Here is a 15551-nt window from a genome sequence, read left to right as displayed (position 1 = left end):
TCAACGAGGCGGAAGATATGCACACCGCCTGTTAAATACAATTGGACCCACTACCTATAGAGGTGGGGGACATCTTGCGCCTTGTTATAATCAAAAGTATATTATTAATGAATCTCCTATTCAGTTACTTCATAGGAGTAAGCGATTCACATAAAATCATAGATTTTAGTTCACTGCTCATGATTTTCTATGGATAATCTGGGTTTAAGTTATTTATAAATCATAGTACATTTCAAATTCTTTTGGATGAGGAATCGAATCTAGCAACTTAGATTGATTTCTTATACTTCTTATTTGATCTTCAATTACACCTTTTGTAAAAACTCCACCTCTTAATAAAAATTCAAAATCTTTTTCTAATTCATCTGCTGCTTCTGATAAAGATGTTGGTAAACTTTTGATTTTATTTCTTTCTTCTATTGGTAAATTAAATATATTTACATTATACGGTCCATAACCTTCACTTTGCGGATCTATTTTACTTACTATTCCATCTAATCCTGCCAAAAGCAATGCTGAATATGCTAAATATGGATTACATGTTGCGTCCGATGGTCTATATTCAAATCTTTTAGTTTCAGGGGTATTTGCATATCCTGGTATTCTGATTACAGCACTCCTATTAGAAACTGCAAAACAGATACTTACAGGTGCTTCAAATCCTGGAACAAGTCTTTTATAAGAATTTGTACTAGGGTTCGTAAATCCAGATAACGCTGGAGCATGCTTTAATATACCTCCTATAAAATATAAAGCCTCTTTACTTAAACCTGAACATCCATTCTTATCGTAGAATATTGGTTCTCCATTTTTAAATAATTGCATATGGACATGCATTCCATTTCCAGCTTCACCATATAATGGTTTTGGCATAAAAGTAGCTGTTTTTCCATTTTGTATTGCAGTGTTTTTCACTACATATTTTAAGATCATTGTGTTGTCAGCCATTTCTCTCATTTTACCATGTTCTGTTTCTATTTCTACTTGACCTGTACCTCCGACCTCATGATGGTGATATTTTATTTTTACATTTAAATCTTCTAATTTTCTAGTAATTATTGAACGTAAATCATTGGTTAAATCCATAGGTAAATCAACATGATATCCATTTTGATAAGGTACTTTATATCCTTGATTATATTCTGAATTACCAGTATTCCAATAAGCTTGTTCGCTATCAATATTAACAAATTGTTCTTGAGGCTTGTTCAAATATGATATATGATCAAATAAATAAAATTCAAATTCTGGTCCTATTATGTTTTCATCAGCTATATTAGTTTCTATTAAGTATTTCTCTGCTTTTTGTGCAATATATCTAGGATCACCCTCAAACCTACTAGTGGTATCTCCTAATTGATAAATATCACTTATCATACTAATTGTGGGTACCTCACAAAATGGGTCAACAAAAGCTGTTGTTATATCTGGTATAAATATCATATCTGATTTTTCAACTGTCAAAAAACCATAACTTGAGCCATCAAATCCAATACCTTCTGTTAAAGTTTTTTCACTAAACCTTTCAACTGGCATAGCTAAATGATGCCATCTGCCTGCTAAATCAATAATCTTAAAATCAATTATTTCAATACCTTCTTGCTTACAAAAGCTTTTTACTTCCTCCAAATTACTAAACAAAAGATCACCCCTTTTTCAACTATGTAATTCTATAATATTGCAATAAAAGCAAGCTGTCAATATATACACCACTAGTTATATATTAACAGCTTATTAAGATTTTTTAACAATATTAATTTTAACTTGATTATTCATTAGATATTATAAGGTCTACCTGTATATTTGGGCTTTTATTAAGCTTTTTATTTAATATTACTTTGATGTATCCAACTAATTGTTCTTCAAGTTCATTTAAACTATAATTATTAATTTTATTTAATCTAACAATATTTAATAAATTTCTGAGAGTTTCTTCACATTCATTTAACTTTTCCAATCTGTATTCTAAATATGCTTTATTAAAATAAAACTTTTTAATAATATTAATGTTATTTATTTCCATTCCGTTATTGTCTAGTACATTTTTATATAATAATACTGCTTCTTCTAATTTATTATTATTAACAAGTAATTTAGATTTCGTAAAGATAGTATTAAAATATTCTTCTTGACTTGACGTTTCACTCTGCCATTTATTGAAAGCTTTATCTAGTATATCGTTTTGTACACTATATATAAACATTTCATTAAATATTGTCTTAGCTTCATAACTTTTTATATCATCACGTTTTAAAAAATCTTCCAACATTTCATATAATAGAGTTTGATAATCATCTTCTTTAACAACCTTATATTTTATTAAATAATAATTCAATCCTATTTTATTCCAATAATTTTCTTTTTTTAACTCTTTTAGAGTTTGTAGGGGATTCTCATCATAATTTTCTTTCTCATCATAAGGTATGGTTTCTACAAAATCTAAGTATTCTAATGTTCTCAGGACTCTAATATATTTATCATCATTTTCCTGTAATTCCATATCAGTAAAATAATTTCCAAAATACATAAATTTGTTATCGTAAATATCTGATATCATTTCAATATCCTTTATAAATTCTTTACCATGTTCCATCTCTTTAAAAACTTTTTGTATCAATGTTGCAGCTTCAGCTCTAGTAATGTTATTTTTAGGCTTAAATGTATTATCTTCATAGCCATTAATAATCCCATTATTAACAAGGTTTTTAATTTCATCATAATACTGATATGTTGGTAAAATATCTGTTAATACTAAATCTTTTTCTTCAATCGCGGGATAGTCAAAAAAACTAGTTAACAAAGCTGCTTCCTCTCTAGTTATATATTGATTAGGATTAAATGTATCTCCAACGAATATAGCTTCAAACTTCAAATCATTATCAAGACTATTTATATACTCAATTACTGTAGTTATGTTTTGATAAGCCCAAAATGTTGGTTGTAAATCACTATATAAATTTGAACTTTCTATCTTTTCCTCATCATCATTTCTTACATCATTGTCTAAATTATTATCTTCTGATTCTTGTTTTGTTTCATTAACTTCTTCCTCATCAATAGTATTTTCGGAATTGTTTGTTGAATTTGAATCAATTTCCCCATTAACATTTTTTGATTCATCGTTTATTATTTCAGCTGTACTATCTGGCGTATCTATAGCAATAGCATCTTCGTTTGTATTTTCTTCTATATTATTTGAACTTATTACTTTACTTATATTAGCTGCTCTATATAAAATACTTATGTATTCACTTCTAGTTATAAAGTTATTAGGTTTAAAAGAACCGTCTTCATATCCATTAAATAACGGATAATCATTAGATGCCCAAAAGATAGTATCTTCCGCCCAATGCCCAAATACATCATAAAAAAACATACTTGAATAAACATTGCTTATATTTAGTATGCTAAATAGTAATGCTAAAGCTAATACATAAATTTTTCTTTTCATAAAAATCCTCCTAAAGGGTCAATTACCCTATTCATATGTACTAAGTTTTATTATTACTAGCATTGAATATACTAATTATACCATAACTTATTAATATTTATTATTACAATAATATGACTTATTAAATACAATATAAGTTCCAATACATCCTCAATTTATTTAAATGTGGTATCAAATAAAAAACACAAATCTTATATATAAATTAACATTGTAATCTTTTATTGAATTATCATAAGCTATGTATTTTTTAAAAAACCATTATGCTTTTGAAAGCACCTATATAGTGTTTATTAATAATATGAATTAATTATATTTTATGAATTCATCATATATACCATTTACAAGAATATTCATTCCATATTTTTTTAGTTTTTCAATAATGATAAATTGTAAATCACCAAAATTACTTATTTTATTGTTGTCATTAATATTCATTCTTAAAAATAAATCAATTATATATTTACTTAAATATAATGTATAATATCTAATTGAAATTTCATCTATTAAATCGACGTAAAAAGTATCATTTTGCATAACAAGTAGTATATCTTGACTACTTTTTACTTTTTCATCATATCCTAAAAGATTTTGAACAATATCTTTTTCTTTTTGTAATAGTTTACCTTTACCATACATACTCCAAGCTAATCCTAAATACATAGAGCAAAATACCTTTACTATTGATATATCCATCAACATTCCTAAATCTATCAAATCTTTTAAATCTAATTTAATATTATTTATAATCGATAATATTGCTTCTTGCGAAAAATTATTAAAAACAAGCATAATATCATTTTCAAATCTATTCAAACATATATCTTCAGCTTGGCGCACTAAATAATCAGAAAAATAAATTACACCCAAAATTATCTACTCCTTATTTTTTATTATCTCCACTCACAAAATATATTGCTTAATGGATAATTGTTAATAATATTAATATGCATGAATTTATTGTTAACCTTATATACATATCTTTAAACATATTCTTTATATATAATTCATATTATTAATTGTTTGTACAATATAACATTTTTTGATAACAAAGATTTAATAAGAAGTTTTTTAATTTTAACCCTGATTATTAATATGACTCCAGATAATAAGCTGCATAATTCCGAATTCGAAGGTTTCAGTAAATTCGAAGGCATACCGAGCTGGTATGCCCGCCATTTAATAGGCATCTTATAATCGGAAGGATATTATTTCTGGGTTTAATACTACTGTATGAATTTTTTTATTATTTTTATTTCTTTATCATTTAGCTTATACATTTTAAAAAAGATGTCATTCATTTTCATTTCCAATTCAATTGCTCTCATCTTATTTTGATTATTCGCTATCGAATTATTGTTTATTTTTATTAGCTCTTTTACACAATTTTCTATATCTTTCTCCCAAGCAACTCTTATTTTTAAATTCATAATTTTATTAGGGTAATAATCATATACATTTACACCCAGTTTTTTAGCAACACACTTAAAATAGTATTCAAACAAATTTGAGTTAAGCATACCTAACAGATAATAAATAGAACATATATTGTTATTCGTTATACTATATACATCTGCACTACTTAAAGTACCAATATCATCTATAGTAAATCTATTGTTTTTACATTTATAAGGAAATATGATTTTCTGCTGCAAAAATACCTCCAGATTCCTTCCCCATTGCAATTCATACCATTTTCTTATATTTTTTTTGCACTCTCTTCTGCTTAATAGTCTATCTTTATATTTTTCTATATACTTAATAGCGTTTGGATATTTTTTTATATCAATTATTTTATCAGAATATATTATATATTTAGATGGTTTAACTTGCTTATATCTGGTGACATCACTATTTTTTATCCAAGGTAAAATTATATCTGTCTCTAAGTTAAATTGTGAAATTTGCTGTTTATTAACAATAAACGCTCTGTCACAGCCTGTTATAATTCCCTGATAACTATTGCATAAATTTTTTAGTACATAATCCCCTTGTTTATCTATTTTATTGTATATCTTTTTTTCTTCATTACTAAGTAAAACCCATTTTTGAACGCTAAAGTTATTGCTATCTACAGTATAATTATAAAAAATATCATATGGAAATTGATTTATATTCTTTATTTTAAAATTACTATTATCACCTAATCTAAATATATCTGAAGTCAAACTGTTCTGTTTACTCTTAACACAATTTATAATTGCAGGACTAACGCCTACCTGCTTAAAAACTTTATGTCCATAAAAATCAATTATTTTTTTTATATCAAATTCACTGTGTATAAATTTTCTCAAATTGATAGCTGAAGGTGCTTCTATAAAATATCTAGAAGTAATATATGTTAAATTCTGACCATCTTTTAATAAGTCATAACCTATTTTAAAAAAACAATAAGATATATCTGATTTATCTGTAAATATTTTAGGAAACTTTTCCTTTAGTTGTTTTTTATATAATATAGATAATTTTTTATGCCCAATATATGGTGGATTACCTATTACCAAATCAAAACTATTATTATCAATGATAGATTTATCATCTTGAATTAAATCAATTAGCATTGTATCATTGTCCAATAAAATATCCTTATTATAAATATTAGTTTTAATTAATTTATTGCAATTTTGATATTTTAGTAATAAATCAGTTCTAGTTAAAAACACTGCAAATTTGTCAATATCTGCTCCCCATAAACAATTTTCAATAATAAACTTATCTAAATCTGTATATATTTCATCTATCATTTGAGGATGCTTTTTTTCTATGTCAGGTCTATTTGTAACAAAAATCTCTTTTAATTTATCAAATATTTTAATCAAAAAAAATCCTGCTCCACATGCTGGGTCAATAATTTTATAACTTGGATTATTTACTATAGCTTCAGGCTTTATGCTAATATTTATCATTTCATCAATAATAAAATCTGGTGTATAAACTTGCCCAAGATATTTCTGCTCCTTTGCACTGATAAAATTTTCATATAGTTTCCCTACAGAAATGTTTCCACATTCATTGTACAGACTGCATAAAATTTCACTTAATTTATCTTTATCATTTTCATCAAAACTGCTATTATCAGAATATAACTGTTCATTTTTTTTGTTGATTCCAACAATTTTTGAAGCGGTTTCTATATCTACAGAATATTTATTGCATATAAGCTTAATTCCAACAAAATATATAATAACTTTCTTTAATTCTATATATTTATCAACATCATCTATTGAAACCTTAGACATTATCTCTCGTACTTTGTTTTTTAAGCCATCAACTGACATTTTATCACCTCAAATTATAAAGTTTAAACCTAAACACTTTATTTTATATAATAAATATTATAATATAAATATATAGCAGTAGTAAACAACACTTAAAGGAGTTAGTTATTTATGATTAAAATAGAAGATAAAAAATCTATAGATTTCAATATATGTAATGAATTCTATAACATAATCCAAAATAGAAGTTTTTGCATTTTTGATATCGAAACAACCGGTTTTAATAGCAAATTTAATAAAATTATTCTTATAGGAGTACTTTATTTTGATAATAACAAGTTAATTATTAATCAATTTTTTTCAAAAGGGCCTGAGGAAGAAATAGATATCCTGACAGAAGCTGTAACTCTTATAGACAAATTTGATACTTTCATAACTTATAATGGTGATACTTTTGATATCCCCTTTATAAACAGAAGACTCTTACATCATAAATCCAATTTAAAACTTGATAAAATCAAGAGCCTAGACTTAATAAAAATAGTTAGGAAAAATAAAAATATTTTAAAACTAGAAGACTGTAAATTGAAATCAGTAGAAAAATCGTTAGGAATTTATAGAGATGACAAAATATCAGGCAAAGAAAGTATTCAATTATACAAAAAATATGTTAAAACATATGATAAAAATATATTAGATATAATATTAAAACATAACTACGATGATATATATTATCTCCCACAATTATTAAATATCTATAGTATTATTTATAACAATAAATACTTTAACTACAATGTGTATTTGGACAACTATAATATAAATATTTCAATAAATCTAGATGATGTAGATATATCAAAAAATAACATGAGTATAATGTGTCAAACTGATTCTATAGAACTGCCAAAGCAGATTTACTATAGTGATATATTTGATTTTGATTGGGACATACGCAAGGGCATTTTAAAGCTAAATATGATGCTAGCTAACAGCAAGCTCTCAAATAACAATAAATGCTTTTATATAAATAAAGATGCTTTTGACTTTGAAATAAATATTAATGATAATTCACCTTATAATTTCCCAGAAAATATATTACTTATTAAAGAAAAAAATACATTGTATTATGAAAATATAAAACAACTCTTAAATCTCATATTAACTAATATATTTAAGTCATCTTCAAAATTAAATATGTCAACTATATAATATGTAAAATCACTTATAGTTGGTTGAATTCACTTATGATAATATGAAACCCTGATTATTCAATATTATATAAATAATCAGGGTTTTTTCTACAATTAAATTTTCATTTCCCTACTCTACAAACCTATATAGGCAAAAAAAATGGTGGGCCTTCAGGGACTCGAACCCCAGACCTACCGGTTATGAGCCGGGCGCTCTAACCAACTGAGCTAAAGGCCCCCATCAATGGTAGGACTAAGTGGACTCGAACCACCGACCTCACGCTTATCAGGCGTGCGCTCTAACCTGCTGAGCTATAGTCCTATGATATCATGTTTCATCTATTTAATTAAGTGGTGCCCAGAGGCGGAATCGAACCACCGACACGGGGATTTTCAGTCCCCTGCTCTACCGACTGAGCTATCTGGGCAAAAAAATGGTGGGCCTTCAGGGACTCGAACCCCAGACCTACCGGTTATGAGCCGGGCGCTCTAACCAACTGAGCTAAAGGCCCCCATTAATGGTAGGACTAAGTGGACTCGAACCACCGACCTCACGCTTATCAGGCGTGCGCTCTAACCTGCTGAGCTATAGTCCTATGTATCAAAAAATTTATGGTCGGGGTGGCAGGATTTGAACCCGCGGCCCTCTGGTCCCAAACCAGATGCGCTACCAAACTGCGCTACACCCCGAAATTAATTTTCCTTATATTATACTCATTCACAGTCTTCATTGTTTTCTACATTTTATTAAATTGGCAGGGGTAGCAGGACTCGAACCCACGGCGCTTGGTTTTGGAGACCAACGCTCTACCAACTGAGCTATACCCCTACAAATGGTGGGCCTTCAGGGACTCGAACCCCAGACCTACCGGTTATGAGCCGGGCGCTCTAACCAACTGAGCTAAAGGCCCAAAATAAATTTTGGGTGAATGGCGGAGAAGGAGGGATTTGAACCCTCGCGCCCCGTAAAGGACCTACTCCCTTAGCAGGGGAGCCTCTTCAGCCACTTGAGTACTTCTCCATTTACTGGCGGAGAGGGTGGGATTCGAACCCACGTGGGCGTAAACCCTAACGGTTTTCAAGACCGCCCCGTTATGACCACTTCGGTACCTCTCCATTATTAATCTGTTATTGGTGACCCATCGGCGACTCGAACGCCGGACACCCTGATTAAAAGTCAGGTGCTCTGCCAACTGAGCTAATGGGTCATATTAAATTTATAATATATCAATTTTTATAATCCTTTGTAACGACCTCTTTGATGTCTCCACCATTTATAAAAATGGTGACCCATCGGAGGCTCGAACTCCGGACACCCTGATTAAGAGTCAGGTGCTCTACCAACTGAGCTAATGAGTCAAATTGGCTGGGGTAGCAGGACTCGAACCTACGCATACTAGAGTCAAAGTCTAGTGCCTTACCGACTTGGCGATACCCCATCATGTGGTGCACCTGGGAGGATTCGAACCCCCGGCACACGGATTAGAAGTCCGTTGCTCTATCCTACTGAGCTACAGGTGCATGTTGAAAAATGGAGCGGGTGAAGAGAATCGAACTCTCGCGACTGGCTTGGAAGGCCAGGGCTCTACCACTGAGCTACACCCGCATAATTAAATTTGGTGGAGGGGATTGGATTCGAACCAATGAAAGCACAGCTAACGGATTTACAGTCCGTCCCCTTTGGCCAACTCGGGAACCCCTCCTCAATTTATGGAGCTGGTGAAAGGACTTGAACCCTCAACCTACTGATTACAAGTCAGTTGCTCTACCAATTGAGCTACACCAGCAATTTTTATGGCGACCTGGAAGAGACTCGAACTCTCGACCTCCAGCGTGACAGGCTGGCATTCTAACCAACTGAACTACCAGGCCATTTTTTCGGCTCAGTTATAAATTATAAGCCATCTTTTTTGTTTTGTCAACACTTTTTTAAATAATTTCTAAGCATTAATCTACTAAACAATGGTGGGCACAATAGGGCTCGAACCTATGACCCCCTGCTTGTAAGGCAGGTGCTCTCCCAACTGAGCTATGCGCCCTTAAATGGTTGCGGGGATCGGATTTGAACCAATGACCTCCGGGTTATGAGCCCGACGAGCTACCAGACTGCTCTACCCCGCGACAAAACAATATTAAATATGACTCTCTACTCACTCTGTTACAGAATAAGTGATTCACACCAAATCATAAATCTTGATTCTCTACTTAAATGGTGCCGGAGATCGGAATCGAACCGATACGATCGTATAAGGATCGCAGGATTTTAAGTCCTGTGCGTCTGCCAGTTCCGCCACTCCGGCAATTACTCTGGCTCTCAGGGTGGGACTCGAACCCACAGCCTACCGGTTAACAGCCGGTTGCTCCACCATTGAGCTACCTAAGAATACTTAATATTATTACTGTTGTCCTCAAGTAACTATTTGCTTGTTTTTCAAGGACAAGATATATCTTACCATACTAACAACCCACTGTCAAGGTTTTTAAAAAATTATTTGTTCATAAATTGTAATACTAAATGTCGAACCAGTTATGTTAAGTTGTTCCAGTTATAACTATGTATCATCTGTTGATATTCTATCATACTTTTGTACTATACACACCTATAAAAATAAAAAAATATAAATTTATTAATCTTAAACTAGAATCTATCATAGTTTAGCTAAATCTTTCATAGCTTAAAATAAGAAATTTTTTTTAGGAGGATAAAATATGATAGATTTTATAAAGTATTTATTATTTCTTATAATATATTATTTACTTATTATTAAACTCGATAAACGTTTTTGCTTTAAGCATTATATATTCAATAAGATTGGTACTCGCAAAAAATATAATATTTTAATCATTGCATTATTTTCTACATTATTGATATTATTAAGCTTTTTTGATACTTCACTAATTTACCCAAATATATTAGGTGGTATACTGATTGGATCTATGCTTTCTTTTTTATGTTATTAATTTTTATTATTGAAGTAACAAAAACTCCTTTACTACCATATATTATAGTACATAGATAATCAAATGTAATATATTTATATTCGAATATCAAATCTAATTACAGGAGGTATTCTTATGGCTGATGCTCAATGTGGATGCGGATGTAGTGATAGTTTATTATTCTTTTTCTTGCTATTAGTAATATTGTTCTGTTACTGCTTTTAATTAAAATTAGTATTAGGAGCTAGTAATGCTCCTAATAACTACATAGATTTATCTTTTTTACTAACTACATAAGCTATTATTAATAAACTATACAATATTTGTAACAAGTCGCATCTGATTTCCATAATATATAATAGCTATTGACTAATTCACTAAACAAAGGAGGTTGCGTTATGGCTAACGGTCTTTTTGGAAGTTTATTCAACTGTGAAAACGGTAGCAGTTTATTGTTTTTCTTCTTACTATTAGTTATAATTTTCTGTAACTGCTATTCAGGCGGCTGCTAGTTGTAAGACTCTAGACATCTGAGTTTACAAACAATAAAAAGCTAATATTATCCTTATGATAAATAAATAGCTAATTATGCATTTAATAATAATTTGATTTAGTTGCATAAACTTAGGTAGGAGTCTTTCAAGACTCCTTAACCTTTATAACAACACAATCAATTACGTAGTAATTGCAATACACCGTTTCAACGAGGCGCAAGATTTCACACCGTCTGTTAATCTAATCGGCACCCACCACCTAAAGAGATGGAGGACATCTTGCTCCTTGTTATAACCCCAGATTATTCATAGAAAATTATGAGCAGTGACCTAAAATCTGATTTTATTTGAATCGCTTACTCCTATAAAAAAGCGAAATAGGAGATTCATTAATAAGTATTCCTTTGATTATAAGATGTCCATTAAATAGCACTATAGGGAGTTATATGAATAATCTGGGATAATAATTTTATTAGAAAGAGTGATTGTATGATGAAGTTTCCTCTTTGGATTGCAAAAAATAAAAATAAGATATTAGTTTACGATTCAAACGGATTATTATTAAAATTATATGATAGTACTGAAATAAATTCACAAGATGTAGAAAAAAATATCGGAATTTGTAACAGAAACAAAAACATAGATAGTTTAAAACCCTGATTACTAGGCATTATGCGTATAATCAGGGCTAATACTTCTTTTAAATATTTACTCCAAAACAAATTGAGGTTGATATAAGTTAAAAACAAGTGTTCATTTCATATATAAATATCGTTAATCAAAACAAGAAATAAATTTAATTAATAATTTGACCTAGGAATATCGTCCTAGGTAATTATTTTTTTAACAATATTGAAACACCATTATAATCCATCTCCAGATTATTGTCATCTTTATAATATATCTTCAGTTTGTATTCTGCATCTACATTTGGTACGTCAAATAATAATACTCCAGTTTTTTTAACCTTTGGCTCAATATCTAAACGTAGATTTTTACCACCCATTATTTCAGTCTGTACTTTATCATAATTAATAATTTCTCCTGTTTTAAGAGTAATATTGTATTCTGTTCCATTTTTTTCGATTAATTTATATTTGAAATTATCTAATTTTATATTTTGTAAGCTTGCATTAACTCCAGATACTTGTACTAGCAAAAACTTATTTTCAGGTTTATACTCTACAATATCATTAGTATCTAATTTTATTTTACAGACATCAGTTTTATAGATTTCATCTACTTTAAACTTAACATCTTTATATTTAACTTCTTGACCAATTTTAATAGAATTTTCCTCTTGATATTGATCATTAGTAGTAAAAGAATTCGAATTACTACTTATTTTATCTTTCAACTCTGCAATTTCATTATTCAAATCATTAATTTTACTATCCTTTTGTTTAATATTGTTCTCAAGTAGTTTAATTTGGTTATTTAAATCCTCTATTTGACTCTTCATATCTTGATTTTCTTTTTTTGATGAATCATCATTTCCATTGCTACAACCACTCAATAGTAAAGCTAGAATAGTCATAACCACTATAATTTTTTTCATTGTTATCCTCCCTTTAAAATTAAGTACATTAATACATGGTTAATATTCTATAAGTACTTTTATATTCCTCTATATTATAATATAACTTGTCCATTATTTTAATTATATAAAACCAAATTATTCATATAAAACTAAAACCCATGATTTTATAATTGATTATATTTTTAAAAATAAGCTATAAAATCTAATAAAAATGCTACAATGCCAACTGTAATACTTACTAATAAAAAAGTTTTAACACTTTAGGTGATAAAGATACAATATTTAACTATAATCAAAGATTTCTAAGTCACTTTTATACATAATATAATTTATTATAAAAAAATAATTAACTTTCTACATTTTCCTAAAATCCAAAACCTCTCTAGTCTTCTTAATCTGTTCAGGAATGCTGTCAAATTTCTGTCTGACTATATTTATAAATAACACATCAATAACAGTCAATTGAGCTATTCTAGACGCAATTGCACCCATTCTAAGGGTGTTTTCTACCTCAGTAGTATATAAATTAATATCTGCTAGTTCGGCTAATGCATTTTTACCATACTTTGTTAATGATATTATTTTACATCCTCTTCTTTTAGCCATCTCTACAGCTTTAACAGTTTCTAGGGTTTTGCCATTATGGGAAATCGCTAAAACTATATCATCTTTATCTATATTTACAGCTGAAACTAACTGAAGATGATAGTCCATATACATACTTACTGGTATATTAATTCTGACAAGTTTATATTGAAAATCCATTGCTACTAATGCAGATTGTCCAACTCCAAACAAATGAACTTTTTTTCTATTTATAATTTCATTTGTAGCTTCATCTATTATATTCTTATCTAAAAGCTTCATAGTTGATTCTATCGCTCTCATATTACCGATTGATATTTTATTTATAATGTCCTTTGAAGAATCATTTATAGAAACTTGTTCATATATGTTTTTATTATCATTATCTATTTTGACTACATCCTTTGCAAGAGCAATTTTAAACTCTTGAAATCCAGAATATCCAAGTCTTTTTGAAAATCTTACCACACTAGCTGGGCTTGTATGAGATAAAGATGCTAATTGAGATGCTGTTTGGTTGTAAACTTCATCAATATTCTCTATTACATAATCAGCTAGTCTTTTTTCTGAACTAGAAAATTCATTTAACATACTACTTATTTTAACAATGACGCTCATTTTACCCTCCAACTAAAACCTATATTATTTATAGAACATAAAATATTATATTGCATTCCTCATAAATAATCAAAGTTAATTTCTTTTTATAATATTATATCAAGTTAATGTATATTTTAAAAACAATTTTTATATAATTACCATTAATTATTATAATATTTTCAATTATTGTTAATTTATGAATAAATGTACACTTCTTATACTTATTAAAAGTATACATCCTTCAAACACTGTTTCATCCTTTCTATTAATGGTGCCCTATGAAATCTTAACTAAACTATTTATATCCTTCTTCTATCAATTTAACAGCATTCATAGAATCTCTAAACGTAGGCAATTTCATGAATTTCAGTTTTTTATTATCAATATTTAATAAAAAGCTGTACAATGAAGCCATATGAGCATCTACCATCCATCCTAATGAGTATTTTCCAGATGGCCATACCTTATCAATGTCGTGTTCAACATCATCAAAAGATATAAAATTACCAATTTTATAACTCTGCTCTGCAAAACTGTATACCTCTGGATATAATGGATTCAAGGTAGTAATTTTTATTGAACCTTTTGTCCCATATATCTCGAACAAAACACCTTCTTTGAAACCAGATGAAACTCTGGAAACTTCCATAAATCCATTAACATCATTCTTCATTGTTATGTCCATATGAACAAAATCATCTACGTCAACCTTTTTAATCTCGTTGCCGCTAATTCTGTTATCAATCACAGTTTTTGTTACACCTTCTATAGTTTGTATTTCACCTAATACATAAGATATCAAGTCTATCATATGTACCCCAAGATCAATAAATGCTCCACCACCACTTTTAGCTTTTTCTAGTCTCCAAGACATTGGTCGATTTTTATTTAAATAACTCTCATGATAAAAACAACATTTAAAATGAATCACATCACCAATTATATCTTCCTGAATTATCTTCTTAGCTCTATTAACTGTTGGTAAAAATCTATATATTAATGCTGTTTGATTACAAACATTATTATCCTCAGCAAGCTGTGTTAAATACACTTCATCTTTATAAAATCCCGCAATAGGTTTTTCACAGTATATGTTTTTAACTCCCCTCTTTATGGAATCTTCTATTTGATTTTTATGTACAAAATTTGGTGAGCATATATCTAATATCTCTGCATCTATCATTTCCTCTATTGTCTTTACATGTTGATTATAGCCTGTTTTTGACGTGCTAATTTCTTTTGACGTAAGTAACTTATCTAATATAACATTATATTCAAAATTTTGATAGCAATATTTCATACTATTATAAGCAATTGAATGTATTTTTGATATATATCCATATCCAATAGTACCTATTCTAAAATTCATTATAACCCCTCCTTTGATTTTTATTTTAATTATATATTTATTTAATGGTAATGACAACATTATGTCTTGTAAATTATTATAGCATAATAACATTGTTATGATAATTATAGAAAGGGATGCGGTTTTAATAATAATAAATAGCAGCTATCTGAACTGACCTATGTCAAGTA

General features: G+C 28.9%; 9 protein-coding genes and 22 tRNA genes. 2 read left to right on the top strand and 29 right to left on the bottom strand.

Going from position 1 to position 15551, the window contains the following annotated elements; genetic code table 11:
- Nucleotides 1–213: 213 nt before the first annotated feature.
- The 4 genes from glnA to AYC61_RS06585 form a co-directional block, all read right to left on the bottom strand.
- Nucleotides 214–1641, bottom strand: a complete 1428-nt coding sequence (gene glnA, locus AYC61_RS06600; RefSeq protein ID WP_066498429.1) for a type I glutamate--ammonia ligase — start codon at nt 1639–1641, stop codon at nt 214–216.
- A 127-nt stretch (nt 1642–1768) separates the two neighbouring features.
- Nucleotides 1769–3451, bottom strand: a complete 1683-nt coding sequence (locus AYC61_RS06595) for an S-layer homology domain-containing protein (protein ID WP_066498428.1) — start codon at nt 3449–3451, stop codon at nt 1769–1771.
- A 303-nt stretch (nt 3452–3754) separates the two neighbouring features.
- Nucleotides 3755–4318 (bottom strand): hypothetical protein, encoded by a 564-nt coding sequence (locus AYC61_RS06590; RefSeq protein WP_066498425.1) that lies wholly within the window; start codon nt 4316–4318, stop codon nt 3755–3757.
- A gap of 356 nt (nt 4319–4674) precedes the next feature.
- Nucleotides 4675–6726, bottom strand: coding sequence for an Eco57I restriction-modification methylase domain-containing protein (locus AYC61_RS06585; protein WP_066498423.1), 2052 nt, complete (start codon nt 6724–6726; stop codon nt 4675–4677).
- Nucleotides 6727–6837: 111 nt separating this feature from the next.
- Between AYC61_RS06585 and AYC61_RS06580 the strand changes: the two genes are divergently transcribed.
- Nucleotides 6838–7872 (top strand): ribonuclease H-like domain-containing protein, encoded by a 1035-nt coding sequence (locus AYC61_RS06580; RefSeq protein ID WP_066498418.1) that lies wholly within the window; start codon nt 6838–6840, stop codon nt 7870–7872.
- Between the two features lie 142 nt (nt 7873–8014).
- Here the strand turns inward: AYC61_RS06580 and AYC61_RS06575 are convergent.
- The 22 genes from AYC61_RS06575 to AYC61_RS06470 form a co-directional block, all read right to left on the bottom strand.
- Nucleotides 8015–8091, bottom strand: a tRNA-Ile gene (locus tag AYC61_RS06575).
- 7 nt (nt 8092–8098) lie between these two features.
- Nucleotides 8099–8175 (bottom strand) — tRNA-Ile (locus tag AYC61_RS06570).
- A 30-nt stretch (nt 8176–8205) separates the two neighbouring features.
- Nucleotides 8206–8281: transfer RNA gene (locus tag AYC61_RS06565), tRNA-Phe, on the bottom strand.
- A gap of 7 nt (nt 8282–8288) precedes the next feature.
- Nucleotides 8289–8365: transfer RNA gene (locus AYC61_RS06560), tRNA-Ile, on the bottom strand.
- Between the two features lie 7 nt (nt 8366–8372).
- Nucleotides 8373–8449 (bottom strand) — tRNA-Ile (locus AYC61_RS06555).
- Nucleotides 8450–8466: 17 nt separating this feature from the next.
- Nucleotides 8467–8543, bottom strand: a tRNA-Pro gene (locus tag AYC61_RS06550).
- 63 nt (nt 8544–8606) lie between these two features.
- Nucleotides 8607–8682, bottom strand: a tRNA-Trp gene (locus tag AYC61_RS06545).
- A gap of 5 nt (nt 8683–8687) precedes the next feature.
- A tRNA-Ile gene (locus tag AYC61_RS06540) sits at nt 8688–8764 on the bottom strand.
- A 19-nt stretch (nt 8765–8783) separates the two neighbouring features.
- Nucleotides 8784–8874: transfer RNA gene (locus tag AYC61_RS06535), tRNA-Ser, on the bottom strand.
- Between the two features lie 6 nt (nt 8875–8880).
- Nucleotides 8881–8969, bottom strand: a tRNA-Ser gene (locus tag AYC61_RS06530).
- Nucleotides 8970–8985: 16 nt separating this feature from the next.
- Nucleotides 8986–9061: transfer RNA gene (locus AYC61_RS06525), tRNA-Lys, on the bottom strand.
- 75 nt (nt 9062–9136) lie between these two features.
- Nucleotides 9137–9212 (bottom strand) — tRNA-Lys (locus AYC61_RS06520).
- A gap of 4 nt (nt 9213–9216) precedes the next feature.
- A tRNA-Gln gene (locus tag AYC61_RS06515) sits at nt 9217–9292 on the bottom strand.
- A 5-nt stretch (nt 9293–9297) separates the two neighbouring features.
- Nucleotides 9298–9374 (bottom strand) — tRNA-Arg (locus AYC61_RS06510).
- Between the two features lie 11 nt (nt 9375–9385).
- Nucleotides 9386–9459: transfer RNA gene (locus AYC61_RS06505), tRNA-Gly, on the bottom strand.
- A gap of 11 nt (nt 9460–9470) precedes the next feature.
- Nucleotides 9471–9556, bottom strand: a tRNA-Tyr gene (locus tag AYC61_RS06500).
- 8 nt (nt 9557–9564) lie between these two features.
- A tRNA-Thr gene (locus AYC61_RS06495) sits at nt 9565–9640 on the bottom strand.
- 8 nt (nt 9641–9648) lie between these two features.
- Nucleotides 9649–9725: transfer RNA gene (locus AYC61_RS06490), tRNA-Asp, on the bottom strand.
- Nucleotides 9726–9816: 91 nt separating this feature from the next.
- A tRNA-Val gene (locus AYC61_RS06485) sits at nt 9817–9892 on the bottom strand.
- A 5-nt stretch (nt 9893–9897) separates the two neighbouring features.
- Nucleotides 9898–9974, bottom strand: a tRNA-Met gene (locus AYC61_RS06480).
- Between the two features lie 89 nt (nt 9975–10063).
- A tRNA-Leu gene (locus tag AYC61_RS06475) sits at nt 10064–10153 on the bottom strand.
- Between the two features lie 8 nt (nt 10154–10161).
- Nucleotides 10162–10236 (bottom strand) — tRNA-Asn (locus tag AYC61_RS06470).
- 1540 nt (nt 10237–11776) lie between these two features.
- Here AYC61_RS06470 and AYC61_RS21115 point away from each other — a divergent pair.
- Entirely contained in the window at nt 11777–11947 is a 171-nt protein-coding gene (locus AYC61_RS21115; protein WP_156456373.1) for a hypothetical protein, read from the top strand.
- A 175-nt stretch (nt 11948–12122) separates the two neighbouring features.
- Here AYC61_RS21115 and AYC61_RS06460 read toward each other — a convergent pair whose 3' ends face one another.
- The 3 genes from AYC61_RS06460 to AYC61_RS06450 all read right to left on the bottom strand — a co-directional run bounded on the left by AYC61_RS06460 (nt 12123) and on the right by AYC61_RS06450 (nt 15381).
- Nucleotides 12123–12845 carry a DUF4352 domain-containing protein gene (locus AYC61_RS06460; RefSeq protein WP_066498406.1) on the bottom strand — a complete coding sequence of 241 codons (723 nt, stop codon included), beginning with the start codon at nt 12843–12845 and terminating at the stop codon, nt 12123–12125.
- Nucleotides 12846–13181: 336 nt separating this feature from the next.
- A complete protein-coding gene (locus tag AYC61_RS06455; protein ID WP_066498405.1) occupies nt 13182–14030 on the bottom strand; it encodes a MurR/RpiR family transcriptional regulator in 849 nt (282 codons plus the stop codon).
- A gap of 277 nt (nt 14031–14307) precedes the next feature.
- Entirely contained in the window at nt 14308–15381 is a 1074-nt protein-coding gene (locus AYC61_RS06450; protein WP_066498401.1) for a Gfo/Idh/MocA family protein, read from the bottom strand.
- Nucleotides 15382–15551: the final 170 nt, after the last annotated feature.

The sequence above is a fragment of the Abyssisolibacter fermentans genome (assembly GCF_001559865.1).
GTDB lineage: Bacteria > Bacillota > Clostridia > Tissierellales > MCWD3 > Abyssisolibacter > Abyssisolibacter fermentans.
Note: the sequence above shows the minus strand (reverse complement) of the source record. Positions and strands in the feature narration are given on the sequence as shown.